This window comes from Alcaligenes sp. AB3, assembly GCF_031844565.1.
GTDB classification, from domain to species: domain Bacteria; phylum Pseudomonadota; class Gammaproteobacteria; order Burkholderiales; family Burkholderiaceae_B; genus Alcaligenes; species Alcaligenes faecalis.
Genome location: NZ_JAUZVM010000010.1, coordinates 106,794 through 133,223, shown reverse-complemented (window position 1 = coordinate 133,223; position 26,430 = coordinate 106,794). Strand labels below are relative to the sequence as shown.

The following is a 26,430-nucleotide window of genomic DNA, read 5'->3' as shown; positions in this document are numbered from 1 at the left end:
GATTGAAACATAAATCGATTGTTGGGGCAGAAACTGTCGTTTATTTGAAACCCTGCAAGTGGGGTCACAGCGGCTGAAAGGTCTCTAAACTAGCTGGCATCCGCATCCGCATCCGCATCCGCATCCGCATCCGCATCCGCATCCGCATCCGCATCCGCATCCGCATCTAGCCTCGGCTCGTGGCTCAGTTGTTCGGGCTTGGCTTCGCAGGCAGCGGGAAGCGCTGCGCCCACGCACTGATGGCCTGGCTCCAGAACCCGTCCAGGGTGTTCGCAGCCACGGGAGCAAAACCCAGAAAGGCCCAGACGCGTTGCAGCGTCTCCATAGGATGCTCCAGGTCAAAGGCCGGGGCATGGTTCTGTTTGGAGAGCTTGCGGCCTTGCTCATCGCAGGCCAGCGGCACGTGCAACGTGCGCGGAACAGGCAGGCCCAGGACTTTTTGCAGGACGCGCTGGCGGGCCGTGGAGCTGAGCAAATCCGCGCCGCGTACAACGTCAGTGATCTGGCTGTCCGCATCATCAATGACCACAACAAACTGGTAGGCCCAGAGCTTGTCGGCGCGCTTAAGAATGTAGTCCCCTACTTCCTTGGCTACGTCCTGTTGCTGCGGCCCGGCCCAGCGATCGGTGAAGTGTTCCACCCCTTCCGGGACACGCAGCCGCCATGCTCGGATGGTGCGGTCTGCCGGGATGCCGTGGCGGCAGGTGCCTGCATAGGGATATTCGTGCGAATCCGGGGCGACTGGCATGGAAGCCGCCAGAATTTCCTGACGGGTGCAGGCGCAGCCGTAGACCAGATCCCGCTCGCGCAGGCCCTCAAACACGTCCTGGTAGCGTGCCAGCCGCTGACTTTGCCAAATCACCTCGCCATCCCAGCGCATACCCAGACCTTGCAACTGCTGCATGATGATCTGGTCGGCCCCTGTGACAACGCGTGGTGTGTCTATATCTTCAATGCGCAGTAACCAGCGCCCGTTCTGGGCGCGTGCATCCAGGTAGCTGGCCATGGCAGCAACCAGCGAACCCTCGTGCAAGGGACCACTGGGACTAGGCGCAAAGCGACCACAGTAGGGGGTAAGAGGCTGGGCGGTCATGAGTCGTTCTTAACGGCAAGAGCCCCTGGGTGGGGGCTCTTGTTTGTGCGACTTTACGCCTATTTTTCCAGCCCGGCAATGCGTTTTACACGGGCTGGAAGGGAGTGGTTTTAGCTCTCCATGGTGACCAGTTCTGCGCCTTCGGGCACTTGATCGCCCACCGCAAAGAACAGCTCGGCCACGGTGCCGTCTGCCGGTGCCTGAATGGAGTGTTCCATTTTCATGGCTTCCATGACCAGCAGCACATCGCCCTGTTTGACGCTGTCACCTGCGCCCACATTCAAGGCAATGATCTTGCCCGGCATGGGAGCGGTCAGGCGGCCTCCGTGGGCTTCCTGGCTGTTGGTGCCAGCACTGGCCAGGGTGTCGACCACGGCCAAGGTCCAGTCCGAACCAGCCTGGGCAACTTGCAGATGGTCGCCATCTTGCAGCACCTGGGCGCGGTATTCGACCTGATCTAGCCACAGACGCAAGGTCAGGGTGTTGGCCAGACCAGCCCTTGCCTCGGCTTGCCAGCGCAGCGCGTGTTGGGTTTCGCCCAGCGTGATCTGCCACTGGTTGTCACGACGTTGCAGCAGCACTTCGTGGGCTTCTTCACCCAGTTGCAAGGCCACTTTCTGATCGTAGTCCCCGCTCAAACGCCAGGCGTCATGTACCGCCCACGGGTCGGAGTTGGGGGCTTGCCCGCTCATACCCTGGTGAATCAGCACAGTGCAGGCGGCGAAGGCCAGCACAGAAGCTGGAACGTCCTGATTGCTGCGGAACAGCGCATCGTGACGACGTGGGATCAGACCTGTATCCAGATCGGCTTGGGCAAAGGCCTCATCGCCCAGCAGACGTTGCAGGAAGGTCTTGTTGGTGTGTACACCGGCCACCTGAGTGTCAGCCAGCGTGCGAATCAGGCGACGACGGGCCTGTTCACGATCAGCACCATGGGTGATGACCTTGGCGATCATGGGGTCGTAGAAGGGGCTGATCACGCTGCCTTCACGCACACCGCTGTCGATACGCACATCCCCGGAGGTAAAGGACGCATGGGCGGGGTACTGCAAGCTGCGCAGCGTACCGATGGAGGGCAGGAAGTCCTTATCGGGGTTTTCGGCGTAGATACGGACTTCAATGGCGTGGCCATTGATGCTCAGCTCGTCCTGTTTGGCAGGCAAAGGCTGGCCGTCGGCCACACGCAATTGCCATTCCACCAGATCGTGGCCGGTAATCAGTTCGGTGACGGGGTGCTCCACTTGCAGGCGGGTGTTCATTTCCATGAAGTAGAAACGCCCGTCCTGCTCGGCAATAAACTCCACCGTGCCAGCGCCCACATAGTTCACGGCGCGGGCCGCTGCAATGGCGGCTTCGCCCATGGCCTGGCGACGTTCGGGCGTCATGCCGGGGGCGGGAGCTTCTTCAATCACTTTCTGGTGACGGCGCTGGACCGAACAATCGCGCTCGAACAGGTACACGTACCCACCGTGCTGGTCACCAAAGACCTGGATTTCGATATGGCGTGGCTTGGTAATGTAGCGCTCGATCAGCACGCGGTCGTCGCTAAAGCTGCTGGCGGCTTCGCGCTGGCAAGAGCGCAAGGCTTCCAGGAACGCACCGGACTCTTCCACAATGCGCATGCCTTTGCCGCCACCGCCAGCACTGGCTTTGATCAGCACGGGGTAGCCGATGTTGTCAGCTTGCTGGTGCAGAAAATCCGGGTCCTGGTTGTCGCCGTGGTAACCGGGCACCAGAGGCACACCGGCTTTTTCCATCAAGGATTTGGCGGCGGACTTGCTGCCCATGGCCGCAATGGCTTGAGCGGGCGGGCCCACAAAAATAATGCCGGCTTCTTCACAAGCGCGAGCAAAGTGCTCGTTCTCGGACAGAAAGCCGTAGCCAGGGTGGATGGCATTCGCGCCAGTGGCACGGGCGGCTTCCAGAATGGCGTCGATCTTCAAGTAACTGTCGCGTGGCTCGGGGCCACCGATGCGCACGGCTTGATCACAAGCACGTACGTGCTGGGCGTCGGCGTCCGCGTCGGAGTAAACCGCAACGGTACGCAGCCCCAGGCTGCGGGCAGTGGCGGCCACCCGGCAGGCAATTTCACCGCGATTGGCTATCAGCAGGGTCTGAAACACAGTGTCTCCTTGTCTTACATGCGGAACACGCCAAAGCGGGTGTCTTCAATAGGGGCGTTCAAGGCGGCGGACAGGCCCAGGGCCAGAACGCGCCGGGTATCCGAAGGCTGGATGATGCCGTCATCCCACAGACGCGCAGTGGCGTAGTAGGGGTGGCCTTCATGTTCGTATTGTTCGCGGATGGGGGCCTTGAAGGCTTCTTCTTCCTCGGCGCTCCAGCTTTGGCCACGAGCTTCCAGGCCATCACGGCGCACGGTAGCCAGCACGCTGGCCGCCTGCTCACCACCCATGACCGAGATGCGGGCATTGGGCCAGAGAAACAGCAGGCGCGGGCTGAAGGCACGGCCACACATGCCGTAGTTACCGGCACCAAAGGAGCCGCCCAGAATCACGGTGAACTTGGGCACGGCCGCGGTAGACACGGCAGTGACCAGCTTGGCGCCATGACGGGCAATCCCTTCATTTTCGTACTTGCGGCCCACCATGAAGCCGGTGATGTTTTGCAGGAACACCAGAGGCGTCTTGCGCTGGCAGCACAGTTCAATGAAGTGCGCGCCCTTCTGTGCCGCTTCCGAGAACAGAATGCCGTTATTGGCGATGATGCCCACGGGCATGCCGTGGATATGGGCAAAGCCGGTTACCAGCGTGGTGCCAAAGCGGGCCTTGAATTCGTCAAAATCCGAATCATCCACAATGCGGGCGATCACTTCGCGCACATCGTAGGGCTTGCGGGTGTCGGCAGGGATGATGCCGTTCAGCTCTTGCGGGTCGTAACGTGGCTCGCGGACTTCTTTCAGCGGCCAGGGCAGTTTTTTCTCGCGGTTCAGGCGGCCGACGCAGCGGCGTGCCAGTTCCAGCGCATGCAGATCGTTCTCGGCCAGATGGTCAGCCACGCCGGACAGACGGGTGTGCACATCGCCACCGCCCAGGTCTTCTGCGCTGACTTCTTCACCTGTCGCGGCTTTCACCAGTGGCGGGCCACCCAGGAAGATGGTGCCCTGATCGCGCACGATGATGGACTCATCGCTCATGGCCGGAACGTAGGCACCGCCAGCGGTACACGAACCCATCACCACGGCGATCTGTGCAATCCCCTGGGCCGACATATTGGCCTGGTTGTAGAAGATGCGGCCAAAGTGGTCCCGGTCCGGGAATACGTCTTCCTGATTGGGCAGATTGGCCCCGCCCGAGTCCACCAGGTACACGCAAGGCAGATTGTTCTGTTGGGCAATTTCCTGAGCACGCAAATGCTTCTTCACCGTCAGCGGATAGTAGGTACCGCCCTTGACCGTCGCGTCGTTGCAGACCACCACGCATTCAATGCCCGCAATGCGGCCAATGCCCGTGATGATGCCGGCACCGGGAGACTCGTTGTTATAGACGTCCTGGGCAGCCAGAGGCGAGAGCTCCAGAAAGGGAGTACCGGGATCAAGCAGACGTTCGACGCGCTCGCGGGGCAGCAGCTTGCCGCGACCCACATGACGTTGCCGGGAGGATTCGGACCCACCCAAGGCGGTTTTCTGTAGCTTTTGGCGCAGATCAAGGATCAGGGCCTGCATGATCGAGGCGTTGTCCTGAAAGTCTTGGGAACGCGGATTGATGCGGGATTCAATAACTGACATGGCGTGCCTGGAAAGAGAACAGAGAAAAGCCCATAAAATCAGCCGGGCCGCAGCCCGGCTGATGAGCTTGCTTTAAACCAGCTCGACGGCCAGGGCGACAGCTTCGCCACCGCCAATGCACAGCGAGGCAATACCGCGCTTGCCGCCGGTCTTGCGCAGTGCGCCGATCAAGGTTGCCAGAAGGCGAGCACCCGATGCACCGATGGGGTGACCCAGGGCAGTTGCGCCACCATGGATATTGACCTTGTCGTGCGGGATGTTCAGCTCTTTCATGGCGGCCATGGTGACCACGGCAAAGGCTTCATTGATCTCGAACAGATCAACGTCGGCCACGCTCCAGCCGGTTTTATCCAGCAGCTTCTGGATAGCGGCCACAGGCGCGGTCGTGAACCAGGCGGGTTCCTGAGCGTGCTGGGTGTGAGCCACAATGCGGGCCAGCGGAGTTGCACCCAGTTCCTTGGCTTTCTCTTCGGTGGTGATCACCATGGCGGCGGCACCGTCCGAAATGGACGAGGCGTTGGCAGCGGTAATCGTGCCGTCTTTCTTGAAAGCGGGACGCAGCGTGGGGATCTTCTCGGGCATGGCTTTGGTGGGGGCTTCATCCTTGGCCACAACGACATCACCCTTGCGACCAGCGATGGTGACTGGCGCAATTTCCCATTCAAAGCTGCCGTCATCGCTGGCTTGGCGAGCGCGGCGCAGCGATTCCAGCGCGTAGGCGTCCTGCTCTTCGCGGCTGAATTCGTATTTGCTGGCGCAATCTTCGGCAAACACACCCATGGCGGTGCCACGGCTGTACGCGTCTTCCAGGCCGTCCATGGCCATGTGGTCATACACGGTGGAGTGACCGTAGCGGTAGCCTTCACGGCCCTTGAGCAGCAGGTAAGGGGCATTGCTCATGCTTTCCTGACCGCCTGCCACCACCACATCCACGCTGCCTGCCTTGAGCAGGTCGTGGGCAAACATGGCCGCTTTCAGACCGGAACCGCAAACCTTGTGAATGGTGGTGCAAGCCACGCCCTGGGGTAGACCGGCGCCCAAGGCAGCCTGGCGTGCAGGGGCCTGGCCCTGACCGGCTTGCAGCACGTTACCCATGATCACTTCGTCGACCTTGTCGGCCTGAATGCCCGAGCGCTCCATGGCCGCCTTGATGGCGACGGCGCCCAGTTCGTGGGCGGCCAGATCGGACAGGCTACCCATCATGCCGCCCATAGGGGTGCGGGCGATCGAGACGATGACAACGGAATTAGTCATGAAAGACTCCTGGTTGCAAAGAGGAGACCGGCGCGCGCTTGGCAAACTCGTGCAGCTGCCGATCTTTGTTATATGGAAAAATATTTTCGATCCGACCTTGTGTCACTCGCAAGCGGCACTGAGTCCACCATTCCGGCTCCAGCAGTTCTGCATGGTGGGCCATGAAGGCTTTGCGAATGCGCGGGTCGGTCAATAGAAAGTAGCCGAATTCTTCGGGAAATACATCGTTCGGGCCGATGGGGTACCAGGGTTCGCTGGCCATTTCGGCTTCTTCGTTCGGTGCGGGCGGGATGGCGCGGAAGTTCATCTCGCGCATGTGCTGGATTTCGTCGTAGTCATAGAAGACGACGCGGCCCAGACGGGTCACACCAAAGTTCTTGAACAGCATGTCGCCTGGGAAGATGTCGGCGGCGGCCAGCTCCCGGATGGCCTTGCCGTACTGTTCCACGGCGGCATTCAGGGCGGGGTCGCTGGCCTTGTTCAGATACAGGTTCAGCGGGGTCATGCGCCGTTCAATGTAGACGTGGCGCAGCAAGATGGTGTCTTCGGACTCCTCCAGCAGGCTGGGCACTTCGCGGCGCAGCTCTTCCAGCAAGGCTTGCGAAAAACGTGCCTTGGGCAAGGCAACCTGGGCGTAATCCCAGGTGTCGGCCATGCGCCCGACACGATCATGTTTTTTGACCAACTGGTATTTGCTGCGCACCGTGGCGTGGTCCATGCCCTGCTTTTGAATGCGGTCGCGGATCAGCTTGAACACATAGGGGTAGGACGGCAGGGTGAATACCGTCATCACCATACCGGCAATACCGGGTGCCAGATCAAAGTGATCGTGCGAGTGCGACAGGTGGTGCAGAAAGTCGCGGTAGAACAGGGTCTTGCCCTGCTTTTGCAGGCCGATGGCGGTGTACAGCTCGGCCTTGGGCTTGCGGGGCAGCAGGCTGGACAGGAAGTCCACATAGGCCGACGGGGCTTCCATATCGACCAGGAAATAGGCGCGAGTAAAGCTGAACAGCGTGGACAGGTCGTCCGTGGTGTGCAGCAAGGCGTCTATATACAAGTGTCCCGAGGGGCGATGCAAAATAGCGATCGAAAACGGCAGCACTTCACCCTGATTGATCAGGCGGCCGACTACATAGGCACCCTTGTTGCGAAAGAACAGGGAGTTCAGCACCTGAATCTGACAATCCGAGCCAATGCGCGAGCCATAGCCACGTGGCAGGCGGCGGCACAGTTGGCGCACGGCCATGCGAGCCAGCGTGCGCACATCGCGTGGCAGGTCGGCAAAGGGGGCGGCCAGACCGAAGTCGGCCAGCATACTGGTCAGACTGGCTTCCAGACCTTCTTCGGTGGGGTAATAGACCCGATAAGAAGGCAGCGCGCCGTCCAGATAATCCGTGGCAACGGCTGGGCGCACGAAGATGAATTCGTTGCGAAAGTAGTGCCGATGCAGCACGCGGCAGGAGACGGAGTTGAAAAAGGTCTCCGCACATTCCGGCTGACGGTGACCCGAGAGCAGGCGTACAAACTCCGCCTTGGCCTGCAACCACAACTGCTGCTGGGCCTCGTCCAGATGGGCCGGATCGGACGGCGTGGGCTGATGCAGGCGCAGGTTCTGACTAAGCATGGCTGCGCATTCGCGCACCCGTGTGGCGTAGTACTCAATACGTTCGCGCGAGAGCTGCTGAATACCATGCCAGTCGCCTGATTCGTACAAAGACTTGGCGCGCTGGGCGCTGTAGCGAAACAGCGCATAGTGGCGATTGAACCCATCCAGCATGGCCTGGGCCACCTGGATAGCCGTCATCCCCGGTTTTTGAACCGGGGTGATGACGGTGGTTTCGCCAAAATCAGGGTTGGACATGCCTCTGCCTTTTTAGGTGGTTTCAGCGAACAGTTCGCGGCCGATCAGCATGCGGCGGATTTCACTGGTGCCCGCGCCGATTTCGTACAGCTTGGCATCGCGCCACAGGCGGCCTGTGGGGAATTCGTTGATGTAGCCGTTACCGCCCAGAATCTGGATGCCTTCACCAGCCATCCAGGTGGCTTTTTCAGCGCTGTACAGGATGGCGGCAGCGCAGTCTTTACGCACGGAACGCACGTGGCCTGCACCCAGACGATCCAGGTTCTTGCCCACGGCATAGCACAGGGCGCGGCTGGCTTGCAGGGTGGTGTACATATCGGCCACCTTGCCTTGAATCAGCTGGAATTCGCCAATGGCCTGGCCGAACTGCTTGCGGTCGTGGATGTAGGGAATCACCACGTCCATCACGGCTTGCATGATGCCCAGTGGGCCACCGGCCAGCACGGCGCGTTCGTAGTCCAGGCCGGACATCAGTACTTTGACGCCACCATTCAGTTGGCCCAGCACGTTTTCTTCAGGCACTTCACAGTCCTGGAACACCAGCTCGCCCGTGTGGCTGCCGCGCATGCCCAGCTTGTCCAGCTTTTGGGCAACGGAGAAACCGGCAAAATCTTTTTCGATCAGGAAGGCGGTAATGCCGCGTGCACCGGCTTGCGGGTCCGTCTTGGCGTACACCACCAGGGTGTCAGCGTCCGGGCCGTTGGTAATCCACATTTTGGAGCCATTGAGCACGTAGCGATCGCCCTTCTTTTCGGCGCGCAGCTTCATGCTGACCACGTCCGAACCGGCACCGGGCTCACTCATGGCCAGAGCACCGATATGCTCGCCGCTGATCAGCTTGGGCAGGTATTTTTGCTTCTGGGCTTCCGTACCGTTGCGGTTGATCTGGTTCACACAGAGGTTGGAGTGCGCACCGTAGGACAGGGCTACCGAGGCGCTGGCACGGGAGATTTCTTCCATCGCGATCATGTGAGCCAGATAGCCCAGGTTCGCACCACCGTATTCTTCGCTGACGGTCATGCCCAATAAACCCATCTCACCGAACTTCTTCCACAAGTGCATGGGGAACTGGTCATCGTGATCCAGTTGAGCCGCTAAAGGGGCAATTTCGGCCTGGGAGAAGTCGGCGACAGCGTCGCGCAGCATGTCCAGGTCGGAGCCAAGATCGAAATTCAGGCCGGGCAGGCTCATGAGACACTCCGTGGAAATAAATGGGTTGTGGAATTGTATTTATATTACGTTTACGTAAACGTCATATATATGGGTTTTCCCTTATCGGGATTCCAGTTTCAATTGTTCGCTCATGGTGTGACAGATATCGAGCTGATCCTGGATTTCCTGCAAGGTCTGGTCTAGGTCCTGCCGCTGGCGCTCCAGGCGCAGGCGATGCTCGTTCAATACCTCCTGATAGTGCTTAAGCTGGGAGGCCGTGTCCATCGGGGATTCATACATATTGATCAGCCGCAGAATCTCCGATAACTGCAGCCCCAGCCTTTTGCCGCGCAGGGCCAGCTTCAGGCGGGCGCGATCACGGGGCTGATAAATGCGCTGAGTGCCTTGGCGCAGCGGGCTCAAGATTCCTTGATCTTCATAGAAGCGCAGGGTGCGGGGCGTGATGCCAAACTCGTGCGCCAGATCCGATATTGTCCAGGTTGTCGTTGTCATTTTTAGTGTGATTTACGTAAACGTAAACTATCATGCCATAGAGCCGGGGTGCGAACCAGGGCCTATTAACCGTAAAAGGAGCCTCACACTGGCTGGCAATCAAGCAGCAGGCTAGGCGCACAGGCCGTAGCGTGGTGGTTCCACGCAAGGCGTGGGTAACGACGTATGCTGCTTGATTGCCAGCTAGCCCAAAGGGTGAGTATGCAAACATAAGCCTGCCTGCGTTGCGAGTGCTCGCCGTGGACCCGCCACGGCTCTGCTTCGCGCCTTGCCATGCTTGTGTTTGCATACTCATGTGAGGCTCCTTTTACGGTTAATAGGCCCTAGGCCTATTAGTATGGACAGCCCTTACGCCCTACAAGAGCCATTCATTGGAGCGAGCATGAATCCTAACGAACAAAAATTGAATTATCCCTGGGCAGATACCCTGCCCCCAGCGGGCGGCAGCCTGGAAGTCGCGCCGGGGGTGCGTTGGCTGCGTATGCCTTTGCCCTTTGCGCTGGATCACATCAATCTGTGGCTATTGCGCGACCAAATCGATGGCCGCGAGGGCTGGACGATTGTGGACTGTGGCGTGGCTCGCCCCGAAGTGCGCGAGCTGTGGGAACAGGTTTTTCAGAATGAGCTGCAAGGCTTGCCCGTGCTGCGTGTGATTGTCACGCATATGCACCCGGATCATGTTGGTTTGGCGGACTGGTTGTGCCAGCGCTGGAATGCGCCGCTGTGGATCAGCATGACGGATTATGCGACCGCCAAGCTGTGGTCCGGTACGGGTGGACGCCAGACTGGAGCGGAAGCCGGTGGCCCGAATGGTGTGGCGGCAGAAGCGCACTTTGTCCGTCACGGCCTGCAGGATGAGAAAGCCCGCGAGCAGATTCGCAGCCGCGGCGATTACTACCCGTCCATGGTGCCGTCGGTTCCCGAGCGTTTTGTGCGCTTGATGGATGGTCAGCGTGTGGTGATTGCTGGTCGCCCCTGGCGTTTGATCGTGGGTTACGGCCATGCTCCCGAGCATATGTCCCTGTACTGTGAAGAGCTGAAGGTGCTGATCTCCGGTGACATGCTTTTGCCGCGTATCTCCACCAATATCAGCGTGTTCGATACCGAGCCCTTTGCGAATCCTTTACCGTTGTACCTGAACTCCCTGTTGTCCTATCAGGATCTGGCCCCGGATACCCTGGTGCTGCCTTCGCATGGCAAGCCTTTCCGTGGCATGCACGAGCGCATTCGTCAGCAGCAGGAGCACCATGCCGAGCGTCTGGAAGAAGTGCTGGAAGCCTGTGCCCAGCCTTGTACCGCTGCGGATATTTTGCCCGTGTTGTTCCACCGCAAGCTGGACTCGCACCAGATGACCTTTGCCATGGGCGAGGCCATTGCTCACTTGCACGCCTTGTATTTTGACGATCGCTTGCGTCGCGAGATGGGCGAGGACGGGGTTTACCGCTTCCAGCGTATCTGAATACCGGGGCGCCTCTTAATAAGAGGGGGCAATATAGTGACTGTCGGCATAGGCGACCAGGCCTGGTGGCCTGTGGTAGCGTAGAGCTTTTCTTGCTACCGCCTGCCGACACTATGAGCTCTGATCTAGCCCTGGACACCGCCCTGCAACACACTGGTCTGGCCCCGTTCGATCCGCATACGGATGCGGCGCCGGTGGCTGTGCCCATCATGCGCACCAGTACGGTGCGCTTTCGCAATCTGGATGCCTTGGACCGTGCTCAGGCTGACAAGGCAGATCCTGAAAAACGTTCGGTCACCTATGGGCGCTCGGGTATGGATACTCATGCCGCGCTGGAGCAGGTGTTCTGTCAGTTGGAGTCTGCCACTCAGGCTTTGCTGGCACCGTCAGGCATGGCGGCGATTACCTTAGGTTTGCTGGCCTTGCTGGATTCGGGCGATCACGTGCTGATTGCCGACAGTGCTTATGGCCCGGTGCGTTATCTGGAAAAGACCGTATTGCGTCGCATGGGTATACAGGCCACGTTCTGCGCGCCGACCCCGGAGGAAATGGCCCGTCATCTGCAGGACAACACCCGCATGGTGTACGTGGAATCACCCGGTTCCTTGCTGATGCAGATGCTGGATATGCCCGCCTTGGCGGAGTTTGGCCGCAAGCATGACTTGCTGCTGGTCACCGACAACACCTGGGGCTCAGGCTATATCTACCGTCCCTTGGAATTAGGTTTTGACGTGTCTATCGTGGCTGGGACCAAGTATGTGGCAGGCCACTCCGACTTGATGTTGGGGGCAGTCATGTCCGCAGATCCAGCAATCAACAAACGCCTGCACGACAACCACTATGCGCTGGGTTTTTCCATCAGCGCCGACGATGCCTGGTTGGCCTTGCGCGGTGTGCGCACCCTGCCTATCCGTATGCGTGAAAGCGCCGCCAATGCCCTGGCCGTGTGTCAGTTTCTGGATAGCCGCCCTGAAGTCACTCGAATCTATCACCCGGCATGGCCGCAAGATCCAGGCCATGCTTTGTGGCAACGCGACTGCACTGGTTCTAACGGCATGTTGTCGGTGCAGTTACGGCTGAACAATGCGCAAGCCCGTGTATTTGTCGATGCCTTGACGCTGTTTGGTATCGGCTTTTCCTGGGGTGGCTTTGAAAGCCTGGTGCAGTTGGTGGATACGGCATTTCTAAGTGGCCATAGCTACTGGCAGGACAGCCAGGACAGTCTGGTGCGCCTGCATATCGGCCTGGAGTCCACCAAGGACTTGTGTGCTGACCTGACACAGGCTTTTGAAAAGGCGGCGCGGGCTTAGGCTCTTAACTGACTGCTCTAGCCAGGGACGCACCCTGGCTTTAATAAATGGCCCAGAATTGCAATGACGTTGGAATCCCGTATCTTCTTATAAGCAGCTGTTATCGAATTACTGACGAGCTACCGGCAGCTAATAGAACACAGATATAGAAACGCCAAGGGCCCTCAAAACCGGAACGGATCCAGTCTTGAGGGCCCTTGGCTGTATGGCTCAGCCAGATCGCTGATTAGCGATTGGTGACCATTTTCACCAGCTCTTGAGCCTTGGTGATGCTTTCGTCGTAGCCATTGGCCAGTGCAGGTGAAGTCACGAACTTGCCGCCCACGGCCAGGCTGGGTGTGCCCTGGATCTGGTAGGTGTTGGACAGTTCGTTGGCTTTATTGGCCTTGGTCTGTACGCCAAAGGAGTTAAAGGTCTGCTCGAAGCGGGCCTTGTCCACGCCTTGCTGGGCTGCCCAGGCCGTGATGGTCTTGGCATCAAAAATGCGCTCACGCTTCTGGTGAATGGCTTCAAACACCTTGGGATGCAGGTCCAGACGGTCCATGGCTTCCAGGGTGTAGTACAGCTTTTGCAGATCGGTCATGCCGGCATTGAAGGCAACAGGCACACGGCGCAGCACGACATTGTCGGGCAGGGTCTTGGACCAGGCTTCAACCTTGGGTTCCAGAATGGCGCAGTGTGGGCAGCTGTAGGAGAAGAACTCCAGCACTTCGGTTTTACCGACGCTGTCCGAGGGCTGAGCCGCAGGCAGGGTAACGTAGCCTTGGTCGGCTTGTTGAGCCAGCGCGCTGGTGGCGGGCAACAAGGTCGCCCCAGCCAACAGACTGGCACCGACCAGGGATCGTACAAACAATGCGTTCAGCTTCATGAATCAATTTCCTTAATGGGGAAGATGAGGTCTATGACCTGTGCAATGGCGGAAAAGTTCACCTTGGGGCTGCCTTGGGCACAAATTGCTTAGGGTCGTACCACCGAAGTATCAATTTTTTCCTCGGCCAGACGGCTGCGTGCCCGGTTCATTTCGTCTATGCCCTTGAAGGGGCCCATGCGTACCCGGTTCACGGTACCGCCATTGACCTGAGCACTTTGCACCGAGGCATCAAAGCCCAACATCAACAAGCGCGCTTTCATGGCTTCAGCGTCCGCATTGTTGCGGAAGGCACCTGCTTGCAGGTAGTAAAGGGTAGAAGTGGTGGCTGGCTTGGTCGCTGGCGGGGGCGCAGCAGGAGCCGGTGTGGCAGGTTTGCTGGTGGCCGGTGCCGGGGTGTTGGGAGCGGCAGGTGCTGTGGCCGGAGGCGTTACCGCAGGAGCAGTATTGCGCGTTTCTGGCTGACGCGTCGGTTCCGTACCCATGGCTGGCAAGGTGGCGATCAGGTCACCCAGGGCGTCCGGTGCAGCAGGCTTGGACGGGATGCTGGGCAAGTTCACGGGGGGCAAGGTCAAACCGGGAATGGTGTCGCCTGGCGGAGGAGTTTGTCCACTGGAGCGGCCATACAGGTCCCGGTTCGGGTCCAGCAAGTCTCGCCCTTCAGGCAAGGCAACAGTAGGTTTGTCTCGGCTGGCCTTGTCCACAAAGGGCATGGGCACCTTGGTGACGAACAGGGCAACGGCAACCGCCGCGCCCAGACCCAGAATCAGGCCAATCAGAATGCCGGTATAGGTACCGCCGGAACTACTGGATTTTTTACGTGCTCTTGCCATATCTGCCTATGGGTTTACATACGTTCGGGTGCGGACACACCCAGCAGGTTCAGACCATTGCGAATGACTTGGGCGCAGGCCTGTGCCAGACGCAGACGGGCCAGACGCAAGGCCGTGTCATCTACCGACACGCGCTCGGCGTTGTACCAGGAGTGGAAGTCCGCAGCGCAGTCGCGCAGCCAGAAGGCAATGTGGTGAGGGGCCAGTTCGCGCGCGGATTGGGCCAGCACATTGGGGTATTCAGACAGGCGTTGCAGCAGGGCGATCTCGGTGGGGGCGGTCAAAGGCGTGATGTCGGCCTGAGGCACCTGATCCAGCAGTTCTGCCGACTGATTCAACACGGAGTTGATACGGGCATGAGCGTACTGGATGTAGTAAACCGGGTTTTCTTCGCTCTTGGACAGGGCCAGATCGATATCGAATACGAATTCGGAGTCGGCACGACGCTGGATCAGGAAGAAGCGCACGGCGTCCTGGCCTACCCATTCGATCAGGTCACGCAAGGTGACGTAGCTGCCTGCGCGCTTGGAAATTTTCACTTCCTGGCCATTGCGCATGACTTTCACCATCTTGTGCAGGATGTAGGCCGGGAATTCCTTGGGGATACCCAGACCCAGACCTTGCAGGCCAGCGCGTACGCGGGCGATGGTGCCGTGGTGGTCGGAGCCCTGAATATTGATGGCGTGGTGGAAACCGCGTTCCCACTTGGCCACGTGGTAGGCCACGTCCGGCACGAAGTAGGTGTAGCCGCCTTCGGATTTGCGCATCACGCGGTCTTTGTCGTCGCCTGTGCCCAGTTCGGTGGTGCGCAGCCACAGCGCGCCGTCCAGCTCGTAGGTGTGACCGGCGTCGATCAGGGCCTGCACGGTTTTTTCAACCTTGCCGGAGGTGTACAGCGAGCTTTCCAGGTAGAAGTTGTCGAACTTCAGACCGAAAGCCTGCAAGTCCAGATCCTGTTCGCGGCGCAGGTAGGCCACGGCAAAGCGGCGGATGTCTTCCAGATTGTCCAGATCACCACTGGCGGTGACGGAGGCGCCATCGGCAGCCTGAACCGTTGCACCGGCCTGGTAGTCGCGGGCGATATCCAGAATGTAGTCGCCTTTGTAGCCGTCAGCGGGGAATTGCTCGCTGTCGGGCTCGATGCCACGGGCACGGGCATGTACGCTGGTGGTCAGGTTGTCGATCTGGTTACCAGCGTCGTTGTAGTAAAACTCGCGGGTAACGTCGTAGCCTTGCGAGCTGAACACGCGGCACAGGGAGTCGCCCAGCGCGGCCTGACGGGCATGGCCCACGTGCAAGGGGCCGGTCGGGTTGGCCGACACGAACTCCACCATCAGCTTTTCCTGGGTAGGAGCAACGTGACCGAAGTGATCGCCCTGCTCGGCAATCGTTTTCAGGACGGCCTGGTGCGTGGCGGTGGATAGACGGAAGTTGATAAAGCCCGGGCCGGCAATTTCCGCGCCTGCCAGCAAAGCGGCGGCATTCGGATCGGCCAACAGGGTATCGACGATTTGCTGAGCCAGCTCGCGCGGGTTGCGACCGGCTGGTTTGGCCAGTTGCATGGCAATATTGCAGGCGGCATCACCGTGCGCAGCCACTTTGGGGCGCTCCAGCGTGATGTTGGGTTCAGCCTGGGGCAAGATGGCACGGACGGCAGCCTGTAGGCAGGCGATTAATTGAGATTGTTGCTCAGCAAGCATAGGAAAGGTCTGGATTGGTAGAAAGACAACTGCGGCGTGTTGACCACGCCCCAGATGGAAGGCGCGACATTGGCCCGCCGGATAGCCCCACATGATAGCGTGATTTGACGCCAAATTCTTTTCAAGAAGCCTGGCGCTCCCATCCCAGGTGGTTATGTAACCACGTATCGTAAGCGTCCATGTCTACCCAACCCACTTGATGACCGGGTCGGATACGCCAGCTGTTATGCCGCTTGATCACTGTTTCCATGGATTGTTGAGTGGCTTGGCCCAGACGCGGGTGCAGGTCTTGATACATCAGGTTTTGACCCTGCCCGTGAGAGTCCACTCCCCGCAAACTGCCTTGAGTCAGTCGTAGCCCAGGCAGGCGCATGTCCAGCAAAACAGGGTGGAGCACGCTCAGGTCTGTGTGCCCCAGTTCCGCCAGCGTCAGACCCGTCGCCCTGGCTTGCCAGTGCATCCAGGCCAGCGCCACTTTATCCAGATCGCTGATGGTTTCTTCGTTTTCATCAGGCAGCACGCCGCCGCCAATCTGGCTGTGCGCGCCGATAAAAGGCATTTCCACCGTGTTCATGGCCTCTGTCAGGGAGCTTAAGGGGAAGTAGGCACGGTGTTCATGCATGGCGACGGCATGCGCAACCCAGCTCCAGGCGTCGGAGACGCCCAAGCGGTATTGGGAGTTGCTGGCGCCTCCCAGCCCGAATTGGGCCACGGTATCGAACAGACCTAAAAAGCGGGGCGTGATGCAGGCACGAATGGCGCCACGCTGTGGATCATTCAATACAAACCAGCCCTGCTGTACGTGGTCCAGTATCCGATTGGAAAAGTCTCGTGCCAGTGCTGCTCCCCGAGAAAAACCCAGCAAATCTACAGGTACCGCGCTCGGGGCTGGGCCTTGCTCCTGCATGCGATTCAGGAAGTTGTTCCATTGCGATTCCAGAATCCGCCCTGCTCGCCAAGCGGTCAGTGCATCCCAGTTCAGGGTCACGGGATCGCCCGGCCCTTCGGCGTAATGCACCGCTCCATCCTGATACAACTGCGACAGTTTCCACACATTGCTATTGGTAATGGGAGCCTGTCGTGTGCCATCAAAGGCAAACAGGAGCAGGCCGGTGGGATCAATATGACGCAAAGGCTGTTGTTGGGCGTAGCCCACGGCCTGGGTTTGTGGCCATGGCCCCAGAGGGTCCGGCTCCAGATAGTGGCCGTGCTCGGGCAGATAGGTACGCAGCAGATTGTCGTGCCAGCCGGTCGCGGATTCAGCATACTGCCCTGGTAGACGTAGATTGAACTCCAAGGTTTCAAGCAAGGGTTCGGCCTGTCCAAAAGGGTTCAGGTCGGCAGCCCAGACCGGCTTGGTTTGCTGGTCGCTAATCAGTCGCACAGCGCCCATCAAATCACTATGCAGGTAGTACAACTGCCCCTGCCCGTCTGGCTGATAAACAATCATGCCTATTGGTGTCAGCCCGGCATACAGATAGCGTCGGGAGATGAGCTGGCCGGGACCAGTGGGTAAATCAAGTTCAGCCATCATTTGCTGGCCGTGAAAGAAAAAGGCCCGCTCCTGATCGCCTTGCTTGCGCCAGATACGTTGGCCAAAGGCATCGTGCCCGTACTCGACCAACGCGGTGTCTGCTGTTTGCACACGCTGCAAGCGTCGGTTCGGACCGTAGTCCAGATTTAAGTTACCGACGGCTTTCGCCGTGCCGGTGGAGGAGCGTTGAATGGAAGCGGTTGGCTTTGGATGGCGTGCAACAAGTGCGCCGCTGTCGTTCCAGGCCAGCCACTGTGCTGTTTCGGTCTTGCCCTGACGGAAAGCGATCAGCCGCTGTTTAGTGTCGTAGTGCAAAAACCAATGGCGTGTTTCTTGTAGCAGCGGGTACTCATGGCGATCCTCCAGCACTTTGCCTTGAGCATCCAGACGGCGAGCTTGTGTCCAGACAGGTTTGCCATCGGGCTGCAAAAGCATCAAATCCACGGCCTGTCCGGCGCTGTTTGCATGGCTGATCAATTGAAGGCCATTGCCCCAGGCATAGCCCACCTCTTGTGCGTGAATGACGGTCTGGCGTTGCCCGGTTTGCGTGATCCATTCCAGAGACTGCAAGCGTCCGTGCGCGTCCCAGCGATAGCGTAGTTGTCCGCCCTCCGGCAGGGTGTGCTGCGTCAGCCTGCGCTGCTCGTCGTACTCAAAGCGCTCGGTCCAGCTTTGGCTGGGGCTATGGCTACGTTCCAGACGGCGCTCTTGTAATAGGCCAGCCCGCAACTTCAACCATTGCGTTTCCATGGGATGACGAATGCGCAGCGCGCCAGGCCCGAGCCAGTCCAGTTCACTGCGCTCGGTTTCATGGCCTTGTTGATGTTCAAGACTGCTCAAACGCCCCTGTTGATCGTATTGAATGTGGAGCGAGCCTCCTTCGGCGTATTCGAGGCGCCTCAGTTTGCCATTCGGGTTCCAGCGCCGTGTTTCGCCTCCATGCTGGCTTGTCGCCCAGCTTTGCAAGCGCCCTTTTTCATCCAGCTCCAAACGTAAGGGCCCCCAGCCGCCCTGCCTTTGCTCCAGCCCAGAGAGTGACCCATTGGCACGGCGTTGCGCTGTCCATGGCCCGGCCTGCAACCAGCGCCCTTGCGGGTCGTACTGCCATTCCGTGCTTTGGACGGGGCAAGTATCACATAGGCGGCTTTCCAGTTTTTGTAGCCGCTGCTGGCCTTGATAGTCTCGGTAGTGGAAGCGATGCCGCTCTGTGCCTATGGACCATTCGCTTAGGCCCGGCTCATAGCGCGCCGTCCAGGCCTGATTGAAGGCGTGGGAGATCAAACGGCTGACTCGGCCTTGGGCGTCGTACTCCCATTGCTGCATGGGCTGAGCCGTTTGCCCAGGCGCTTGCAGGCTGGTGCCACCTAAATGATGTGACCAAGGCGCAGGAGCTGGATGATAGAGGCGTTGCATGCCATCCGGACGGCTGACGCTGGCCAGCCAGATTTGCTGATCGTGCTGTTTCAGAAGCAAGCGAAACGGCCCGGCCGGGGTTTTAATATTGATGGCTGTGGCTGTGGCTGTGGCTGTGGCTGTGGCTGTGGCTGTGGCTGTGGCTGCCGCCGCTGTCGCTGCCTCTTCTGCTTCCGCAGCCCTTATCGCCGTTGTGACATTGGCTGGGGATCTGGTTTTGGTTTGGGGTTGAACTTGTCTGGGAGTCTGAACTGGAGTCTGGTTTTGCCCTTGCCCATGTCCTTGTTTCTGCCCCTGTGGCGACATCTGCTCCTGCGCTTGGCTTTGCCAGTCAAACACCAGCGTTTGGTCTAAATGATTGCGCACAGTTTTAACCGCATACGCCTGCGGATGCGTGCCCGGAAAGCGTTCTATATCCAGCCACTGCTGGGTCGAAACACGCACATGGGTCAACCAGCCCTGCTCGTCAAAACGCAGAATCAAACCATTCGGCCCCTGCCAGAACCAGCCTGTACGTTGCACCTGTGCCGGTGGGTACAAGCGAGTCTGCCGCCCATCCGGCATGAACAAGGCATGGCCTTGCTGCCGCAACTGCAGGTCGTAATTCAAGGCCCAGCCAGTGTGCCCAAGTGTCGGTGTAGGATTGCGCCCCTGCCCATTCCAGTGACGCTGCAATTGCAGCAAGGGCCAGGCCTGGCTTAGCGGCAGGTCCGTATCGCTTTGGTCTTTCTGCCCGCTGAGCAAATCCACTGGATTGAGCAAACCCATATCTGGCGCGGGCTCGGCCTGTTCCCCCAAAGCGGCGGCTGGTGCGCAGCGGGTGGACGAGGGGGGCAAGGGACACTCAAGCGAGCTTTGTGACCAGGCCAGGGACGGCAAGGTGATCAGGAGCAAGATTAGCCAGGACAGGAGCGCGGAAGGCATGAAGGACTCTCCAAGACAGGGAAAATCCTGCTATCTTGCAGGGGTGTGTATCCTGAAAGCCGAATAGGAAACACAAAGATCCATAAGGAGAAACCGTATGCTAGTCGTCTTTAAAAGCAAAGCCGCCGCCGATGTTCTGATGTTCTCTGAACATGCCATGCCTATTCTCCGGGCCGCAGGGCGCTCTTATCCCGATGGTTTGCCCGAGCGTGGCGTGTTCACGGCAGAGCAGTTGTCCGAAGCCATTGGCAATATTGAACGAGCAATCGGGCAAGACCGGGAAAACAAGCATTCGCCCCACGAGGACGAAGACGATGAAAAGGAACACCCGATGTCGCAGGCCGTGAGCTTCAGCCAACGCGCCTACCCGTTGCTGGATATGTTGCGTCAGGCAAATAACACCGGTGTGCCGGTGATGTGGGAACCGGCAGATAGCTCCTGGTAGTCCCTGGAATGTCGGCCTGCCGACAATTTGGCAGGCCTTCTTTGCTTAAGCTCCAAAGTTGATCTATTTTTTTTCGGAGATCGTCTATGAGCGCTATGGTGCTTGTGATCTTTAGTCCTCGCCAGCACATAGAGCTGGTCACTCCTATACAAACCATTGATCCGGACAGCGGCAAGCAATCGCGTGACTGGTTTGATCGCACCTGGCAAGAGCTGGGCTGTGAACCCCTGCGGGCCAGCGGCAAAGTGCTGTTGCTGGACAAGATTATGGGCGTGGCCGATGCCCTGGGTTACACGATGCTGTCGCAAGATGATGAGCGCGCCCAGGAATTTGCACGCCACTGCTTGCAAGCGGTGGGCTCCATGCAGGTCACCGTGGATTTGCCAGGCCTGGCTGTTACGTACTGATCAGGTACAAGGCAATAGAAAACCGGCTCTGTGTGAACTGCACCCCAAAAGTTGGACACAGGTCCAACCTTTGGGGTGTTTTACATGACGAAATATGAAGAAGGGCTCAAGCGAGAGGCCGTGCAAGCGTATCTGGCCGGTTCATTGGGGTTTAAATCTGTGTCGGCCCAGTATGGAGTCGATGCGGGAATGCTTGAGCATTGGGTAGCCTGCTACCGCGAGCATGGCGATGCTGGCTTACGCAAGAAGTTCAGTCATTATGACGCGGCCTTCAAGTGGTCCGTGTTGACTCGGATGCAGCGAGAAGCGTTGAGTTACCGGCAAACCGCTGTTTTATATGATATTCGTGGTGGCGCAGGTGTCATCGCTGGCTGGCAGCGCGCGTATGATGAGGGTGGACTAGTGGCCTTAGAACCCAAACGTCGAGGACGCCTGAAAATGAAACCTGTTGCCGAATCTCCCTCGTTGCCTTCTGACACCGACGACCCGCGTACGCGCGAAGACTTGCTCAAAGAGCTTGAGTACCTGCGCGCGGAGGTGGCTTACTTAAAAAAATTGAGGGCCTTGCGTCAGGAAAAAGCCCAGGCCGCGCAGAAAAAGCGCGGGTCGTGCTCGAACTGAGGCAAGGCCACGCATTGACTGTACTGCTGAAGGTGACCGGGCTGTCACGCAGCACGTTCTACTACCAGTTGAACGCACAGGCAGGCGAGCGGCATGTCGCCCTGAAGGCGCACATCCGCGCTCTGTACGCACAGCACAAGGGGCGCTACGGCTATCGCCGGATCACCGCCGCCCTGCGCCAGGCCGGTGAGCACGTCAATCACAAGGCCGTACAGCGCCTGATGCAGGCACTCGGATTGAAGTCCTTGGTGCGTGCGAAGAAATACCGTTCATACCGAGGCGAGCAGGGCCGCGCGGCGCCGAACTTGCTGGCGCGCCAGTTCGAGGCCGGCAGGCCTCATCAGAAGTGGGTCACCGACGTGACCGAGTTCAAGGTGCGTGGTGAAAAGCTGTACCTCTCGCCCGTAATGGACCTGTACAACGGCGAGATCGTAGCTTATGAAACTAGCCGCCGGCCTGTGTTCCAACTCGTGGGCAGTATGCTTAAAAAGGCGCTGGCCCGGCTCACACCCACGGATCGCCCCCTGCTGCACTCCGATCAGGGCTGGCAGTATCAGCAGCCCCATTACCAACGTATGCTGACGGACCGATCACTGACCCAGAGCATGTCACGCAAGGGGAACTGCCTGGATAACGCTGCTATGGAGAGCTTCTTCGGCACGCTCAAGGCTGAGTTCTTCCACCTGAACCACTTCGAGAGCATCGAGCAGTTACAGGCGGGCATCGAGCAATATATCTATTACTACAACCACGACCGCATCAAGCTCAAGCTAAAAGGCCTGAGCCCGGTGCAATACCGAACTCAGGCCTTCGGGCTTTAGCTTCTGACTGTCCAACTTACGGGGGGCAGTTCATGTGGGGCCGGTTTTTTTTAGGTCTTTTTGAATGTTTATGGCTTGCAGGGCTGTCGGTCAGGCCTGTACCCGGTTACACAATACGGAGGTTCAGCCCTCAAGGGCTTACCGCTTTTTGATACGAGCCGCCATGTTGCGCCCACGAAAAACCCGCCTTGTGGGCGGGTTGCGGGCAGATCGACGATAAGCCGGGCTGCGAAAGCGGGTCAGGCGCGGCTAGGATGAGCCGGGCGGGCGCTTGGGTGGGATCACCACCCAAGTCGCGGTATGAAGACGGTATTAAGCCGTTGTGGTTTCAGCTTCTTGCTGAGCGATGGTGTGGCGGTTGACCGCGCTCAAGATCGCCAGGAAGGAAGAAGTCACGATGTCAGCGTGGATGCCCACACCAAAGCCCGATGGGCTGTCACCGATACGCATTTCCACGTAAGCGGCAGCGCGGGTTTCAGCACCGGAACCAATGGCGTGCTCGTTGTAGTCCATGATCTTGATGGACAGATCCAGGGCATTCACAAAGGCAGAGATCGCGCCTTCGCCCGAGCCCTTCAAGGTGCGAACCTGGCCGTCGTGTTCCACATCCACTTCAATCGTGAATTGCTGGCCGCTGTCGGCGTGAGGCTGGCTGATGATGTTGTGCTTGAGCAGCTTGTAGTGCTTTTTGCAGTTCAGGTACTCGGATTCGAAAATACCGTATACGTCTGCAGGCGTCACTTCCTTGCCGGAAGAGTCGGTCACGCGCTGAATGGCGCGGCTGAATTCGATTTGCATGCGGCGTGGCAAGACCAGGCCGTGCTCTTGTTCCAGCAAGTAGGACACCCCGCCCTTGCCCGACTGGCTGTTGACGCGGATAACCGCATCGTAGCTGCGGCCCAGGTCGGCCGGGTCGATAGGCAAGTAAGGCACTTCCCACAGTTCGTCGGATTTTTGCTGAGCCAGGCCTTTCTTGATGGCGTCCTGGTGGGAGCCGGAGAAGGCGGTAAAAACCAGATCGCCCGCGTAAGGGTGACGGGGATGTACGGGCAACTGGTTGCAGTACTCGGCGGTGCGACGCACTTCGTCGATGTCCGAGAAGTCCAGTTCAGGGTCCACGCCTTGGGTGTACAAGTTCAGGGCCAAGGTCACCAGGCAAACGTTGCCGGTGCGCTCGCCGCTACCGAACAAGCAGCCCTCGATACGGTCTGCGCCAGCCATCACAGCCAGTTCAGCAGCCGCTACCGCCGTGCCACGGTCGTTGTGCGGGTGCACGCTCAGGGTTACGTTGCTGCGCTGTTCCAGATTGTTGTGCATCCACTCGATCTGGTCGGCGTACATATTGGGCGTGGTGGCCTCAATGGTCGCGGGCAAGTTCAGGATGACGCGCTCGTCGGCGGCAGGTGCCCAGGCTTTAACCACCGCGTTACACACGTCCAGCGCAAATTCAGGCTCGGTGGTGCTGAATACTTCGGGCGAATACTCGTAGCCCCATTGGGTTTGCGGGTACTTGGCCACTTCGGTCTTGACCAGGCGTGTACCGGTCAAGGCAATGTCCTTGATCTCGTCCTTGCTCAAGTTAAAGACAATCTTGCGAAAGGCCGGTGCACATGCGTTGTACAGGTGAATGATGGCGCGCTTGGCACCGGCAGCAGCTTCGGCCGTGCGCTTGATCAGGTCTTCACGCGACTGTGTCAGGACGATGATGGTGACGTCTTCAGGAATGCGGTTTTCGTCGATCAGCTTGCGAACGAAATCGAAGTCGGTCTGCGATGCGGAAGGGAAACCGACCTCGATTTCCTTGAAACCGATTTTGACGAGTTGCTCGAAAAAGCGCAGTTTGCGAGCCACGTTCATGGGCTCGATCAGGGACTGGTTGCCGTCACGCAAGTCTGTGCTCATCCAGATGGGCGCTTTGGTAATGCGCTTGGAAGGCCAGGTGCGTTCAGCGAAGTCGCGATCAAAGGCGACAAAAGGACGATACTTTTGAGAGGGGTTTTTCAGCATTGCCATGGGGATACCTGTCGGACAAAAAGTGTTGATTACTTCTTGCCGTCACCAGCGATTGCAGCATTTACGTAGGCCGGTGGCGGCACAAATGACGTAGATGTGGCTGAGTATTGGCTGCCGAACTGCCACAGGACACTAGGCCCGGCAACCGGACGCTAGTAGTAGCAGCTGGGATAGGCTGGAGGCAGGGGCCGAAGAACGGCCTTCACGCACGGAACGCGACAAGGCTGCTTCAGCGGCGGGGCTGAAACCTTGGCAGGCGTAGGAGGATTGGCGTGCGTGAGTCATGACCGTTAGTCAAACACAAAAAAAACAGGAAGGCAAGCTTTACGCTTGTGGTTCGTGGCGTTCGTAGTCGGCTCGCAGCAGGCGGCTTTGTTGCTCGGCCAGTTCCATTTTGCCAAAGCGTCCGGCGCGCAGCTCGCTATGGGCTCGTTGTAAATCGCCCACAGTCAACGGGCTGCGCTGGTCGGGCCAGCACCACAGAATTACTTCACGGGCCGGACGGCTGAGCGATCGGGCCAGTTGAGCCACCGTGGACTCGTCGATAATGCGTTGCTGGTTGCGTCGCATGACCCCTTGTACGAAGCCATACAAAAGATAGGCAATAATGAGGGTTATCACGCCCACTACCGTCCACCAGAAAAACGGGTTGTATTGCTTGATCAGCGCCAGGTTTTGAATGCTCAAGGCCTGCAGGCCGGAGTAATCCAGGCCACGCCCAAAGCTGATAAGACGGTTGAGCAGGTCCCACCAGATAATGGCTACCACGATAGTGACTACGGTGCAGATAATAGTGGCCGTGGCGCACAGCTTGAACAGTGTGCTGCGCAGAGCCTGACTATCGTTGGCGGTGGGTGTCTGGGCGTTGTCAGTTTTCATGGAAACGATTGTACCTATGCTTACGCGTCAGTCACTAGATTTACGCCAGCAGCAAACGCTGGTTTTGACGCCGCAATTGCAACAGTCTATTAAAGTGTTGCAGCTATCGGGGGCCGAGCTGGAGCAGGAATTGGCTCAGGCTTTGCTGGATAACCCCTTGCTGGAACGTCTGGACGTGCAGACGGATGTCGCCGCCGAGCCATTGCCCGAAGCCGCTTCGGGCGAGGCGGAATCCTCGTGGGCGAGCCTGGAGTTTCCCAAGCATCAGGGGGATTCGGACGACCCTGACTGGACCCCTGAATCGGCCATTGCCCAGGACCTGGCGGCTTATTTAAGCGAGCAGCTAGGACTGTTGCGTTTGAGCGACCGTGACCGTGCTTTAGCCCAATTACTGATCGATGAGCTGGACGATAACGGCTACCTGCCTGTCTCTCTGGAAGAGGTGCTGGCCTGCCTGCCCGACGAGCTGGATATTGATGAAAGTGATTTGCGCTGCGCCCTGGCACAGGTGCAGTCTTTGGACCCGGCCGGTGTCGGTGCGCGGGACCTGGCCGAGTGCCTGGGCCTGCAACTGATGCAACAGGCCCAGAACCTGGAACCTGCCTTGCTTGATTGCGCCCGTTATCTGGTGCGAGAGCATGTCGGCATACTGGCCTCGCCCAGCCAGCTGCGTCAGCGCTGTGCGGGCCATTATCCGGCTGAACTGGTGGAGCGGGCCCATCATCTGGTCTTGAAACTGGACCCCAAACCGGGGCGGGCCTGGACACAGAATGTCTCGGCCTATGTGGTGCCGGATGTGTTGCTGATTCGTGGCAAGGATAGCTGGCAGGCGGCCTTGAATCCCCTGGCTGTGCCGCGCCTGCAACTGGTCAACCTGCACGATTATGAAATTGAAGCGCACCCTGCCTTGCTGGCAGAACGTCAAAAAGCCACTGGCTTGCTGCGCAGCGTTAACAGCCGTTTCGTGACGATTTTGCGGGTGGCCCAAGCCATTGTTCAGATGCAGCAGGACTTCTTTACGCAGGGTGTGTCGGCGCTGAAACCCATGCAATTGGCTGATCTGGCGGCCGAGCTGGACTTGCATGAGTCCACGATTTCCCGCGCCACGCGGCAAAAGTACATGCAGACGCCGCATGGGGTGATGGAGCTTAAGCAGTTCTTTACCGTAGCCTTGGCCAGTGCCGATGGGAAAGCCGATATGTCGGCGGCTTCGGTGCGCGCGCAGATCGCGCAAATGATTCGTGACGAGTCGCCGACCAAACCTTTGTCGGATCAGCAGATTACCGATCTCCTGCAGGCCCAGGGCCTGACCTTGGCGCGCCGTACGGTGGCGAAGTACCGGGAGGCGGAAGGTTTGGCACCGGCTTCACAACGCAAGATGCGGGCGGCGGCCGGGGTTTAGGAACTATATGTCATAGCAGCTCAAAGATGCTTGGTGGGCCCGGCGGCCCACCGTCCTGGCTGGCCAGAGCTTTAAAACAATAAAAAAACAGGGCCTGCATACACGCATGAACAGGCCCTGCAAAAGCGGAGTTAGACTCTGCCAGCCAGACGGAGAACTGGATGACAGAGGTGTCGCTGGTCT

The 26,430-nt window shown here is 58.9% G+C and carries 21 protein-coding genes; 6 read left to right on the top strand and 15 right to left on the bottom strand.

All coding sequences use genetic code 11. The features are described from left to right. Positions 1 to 89: 89 nt before the first annotated feature. From Q9R35_RS16765 to Q9R35_RS16730, 8 genes are all read right to left on the bottom strand, one after another. Entirely contained in the window at positions 90 to 233 is a 144-nt protein-coding gene (locus Q9R35_RS16765) for a hypothetical protein (RefSeq protein WP_181900212.1), read from the bottom strand. After that, positions 185 to 1,093: a tRNA glutamyl-Q(34) synthetase GluQRS gene (gluQRS, locus tag Q9R35_RS16760; RefSeq protein ID WP_311220150.1), complete on the bottom strand. Its 909-nt coding sequence runs from the start codon at positions 1,091 to 1,093 to the stop codon at positions 185 to 187. Before gluQRS ends, Q9R35_RS16765 begins: the two co-directional genes overlap by 49 nt. A 110-nt stretch (positions 1,094 to 1,203) precedes the next feature. Then, positions 1,204 to 3,216, bottom strand: coding sequence for an acetyl/propionyl/methylcrotonyl-CoA carboxylase subunit alpha (locus Q9R35_RS16755; RefSeq protein ID WP_063690994.1), 2,013 nt, complete (start codon positions 3,214 to 3,216; stop codon positions 1,204 to 1,206). Between the two features lie 14 nt (positions 3,217 to 3,230). After that, positions 3,231 to 4,838, bottom strand: coding sequence for a carboxyl transferase domain-containing protein (locus Q9R35_RS16750; RefSeq protein ID WP_042484787.1), 1,608 nt, complete (start codon positions 4,836 to 4,838; stop codon positions 3,231 to 3,233). Positions 4,839 to 4,910: 72 nt separating this feature from the next. Next, positions 4,911 to 6,092, bottom strand: coding sequence for an acetyl-CoA C-acyltransferase (locus tag Q9R35_RS16745; protein WP_035269274.1), 1,182 nt, complete (start codon positions 6,090 to 6,092; stop codon positions 4,911 to 4,913). Beyond that, the gene (aceK, locus tag Q9R35_RS16740; protein ID WP_042485266.1) at positions 6,085 to 7,896 is read right to left on the bottom strand and encodes a bifunctional isocitrate dehydrogenase kinase/phosphatase; all 1,812 of its coding nucleotides are present in this window, start codon (positions 7,894 to 7,896) and stop codon (positions 6,085 to 6,087) included. The genes Q9R35_RS16745 and aceK overlap by 8 nt, the downstream gene beginning before the upstream one ends. A 69-nt stretch (positions 7,897 to 7,965) precedes the next feature. Continuing rightward, positions 7,966 to 9,144, bottom strand: a complete 1,179-nt coding sequence (locus tag Q9R35_RS16735) for an isovaleryl-CoA dehydrogenase (protein WP_311220149.1) — start codon at positions 9,142 to 9,144, stop codon at positions 7,966 to 7,968. Between the two features lie 81 nt (positions 9,145 to 9,225). Further along, complete coding sequence (locus Q9R35_RS16730; protein ID WP_009463587.1) at positions 9,226 to 9,618, bottom strand: MerR family DNA-binding transcriptional regulator; 393 nt, start codon at positions 9,616 to 9,618, stop codon at positions 9,226 to 9,228. A 382-nt stretch (positions 9,619 to 10,000) separates the two neighbouring features. On the opposite strand from Q9R35_RS16730, the gene Q9R35_RS16725 reads away from it, so the two are divergent. Beyond that, positions 10,001 to 11,077 (top strand): MBL fold metallo-hydrolase, encoded by a 1,077-nt coding sequence (locus Q9R35_RS16725; RefSeq protein WP_063690998.1) that lies wholly within the window; start codon positions 10,001 to 10,003, stop codon positions 11,075 to 11,077. 113 nt (positions 11,078 to 11,190) lie between these two features. Further along, entirely contained in the window at positions 11,191 to 12,387 is a 1,197-nt protein-coding gene (gene metC, locus Q9R35_RS16720; protein WP_063691003.1) for a cystathionine beta-lyase, read from the top strand. Positions 12,388 to 12,613: 226 nt separating this feature from the next. On the opposite strand, the gene Q9R35_RS16715 is transcribed toward metC, so the two are convergent. From Q9R35_RS16715 to Q9R35_RS16700, 4 genes are all read right to left on the bottom strand, one after another. Continuing rightward, positions 12,614 to 13,255 (bottom strand): thiol:disulfide interchange protein DsbA/DsbL, encoded by a 642-nt coding sequence (locus Q9R35_RS16715; protein ID WP_026483858.1) that lies wholly within the window; start codon positions 13,253 to 13,255, stop codon positions 12,614 to 12,616. Positions 13,256 to 13,344: 89 nt separating this feature from the next. Continuing rightward, entirely contained in the window at positions 13,345 to 14,088 is a 744-nt protein-coding gene (locus Q9R35_RS16710; protein WP_063691005.1) for an SPOR domain-containing protein, read from the bottom strand. 14 nt (positions 14,089 to 14,102) lie between these two features. Then, positions 14,103 to 15,788 (bottom strand): arginine--tRNA ligase, encoded by a 1,686-nt coding sequence (gene argS, locus Q9R35_RS16705; protein ID WP_042485263.1) that lies wholly within the window; start codon positions 15,786 to 15,788, stop codon positions 14,103 to 14,105. A 121-nt stretch (positions 15,789 to 15,909) separates the two neighbouring features. Next, a complete protein-coding gene (locus Q9R35_RS16700; protein ID WP_311220148.1) occupies positions 15,910 to 19,659 on the bottom strand; it encodes a phospholipase effector Tle1 domain-containing protein in 3,750 nt (1,249 codons plus the stop codon). 97 nt (positions 19,660 to 19,756) lie between these two features. Here Q9R35_RS16700 and Q9R35_RS16695 point away from each other — a divergent pair, with 97 nt between their 5' ends. The 3 genes from Q9R35_RS16695 (at position 19,757) to Q9R35_RS16685 (ending at position 21,953) form a co-directional block, all read left to right on the top strand. Next, complete coding sequence (locus tag Q9R35_RS16695) at positions 19,757 to 20,104, top strand: DUF1840 domain-containing protein (RefSeq protein WP_026483854.1); 348 nt, start codon at positions 19,757 to 19,759, stop codon at positions 20,102 to 20,104. A gap of 86 nt (positions 20,105 to 20,190) precedes the next feature. Further along, on the top strand, positions 20,191 to 20,511 hold the full coding sequence (locus tag Q9R35_RS16690) for a hypothetical protein (RefSeq protein WP_042484764.1): 321 nt from the start codon (positions 20,191 to 20,193) through the stop codon (positions 20,509 to 20,511). 84 nt (positions 20,512 to 20,595) lie between these two features. After that, positions 20,596 to 21,953, top strand: a protein-coding gene (locus Q9R35_RS16685; RefSeq protein ID WP_376739607.1) for an IS3 family transposase whose coding sequence is annotated in 2 segments (ribosomal slippage) — positions 20,596 to 21,075 and positions 21,078 to 21,953 — 1,356 coding nt in all. Because the reading frame shifts where the segments join, the coding sequence is not laid out codon by codon here. A 312-nt stretch (positions 21,954 to 22,265) separates the two neighbouring features. Here the strand turns inward: Q9R35_RS16685 and leuA are convergent. From leuA to Q9R35_RS16670, 3 genes are all read right to left on the bottom strand, one after another. Continuing rightward, positions 22,266 to 23,960, bottom strand: coding sequence for a 2-isopropylmalate synthase (leuA, locus tag Q9R35_RS16680; protein ID WP_063691096.1), 1,695 nt, complete (start codon positions 23,958 to 23,960; stop codon positions 22,266 to 22,268). 138 nt (positions 23,961 to 24,098) lie between these two features. After that, a complete protein-coding gene (locus tag Q9R35_RS16675) occupies positions 24,099 to 24,251 on the bottom strand; it encodes a hypothetical protein (protein WP_153228734.1) in 153 nt (50 codons plus the stop codon). 39 nt (positions 24,252 to 24,290) lie between these two features. Next, complete coding sequence (locus tag Q9R35_RS16670) at positions 24,291 to 24,845, bottom strand: hypothetical protein (RefSeq protein ID WP_042484759.1); 555 nt, start codon at positions 24,843 to 24,845, stop codon at positions 24,291 to 24,293. 16 nt (positions 24,846 to 24,861) lie between these two features. Between Q9R35_RS16670 and rpoN the strand changes: the two genes are divergently transcribed. Beyond that, the gene (gene rpoN, locus Q9R35_RS16665; RefSeq protein ID WP_063691009.1) at positions 24,862 to 26,247 is read left to right on the top strand and encodes an RNA polymerase factor sigma-54; all 1,386 of its coding nucleotides are present in this window, start codon (positions 24,862 to 24,864) and stop codon (positions 26,245 to 26,247) included. Positions 26,248 to 26,430 lie beyond the last annotated feature (183 nt).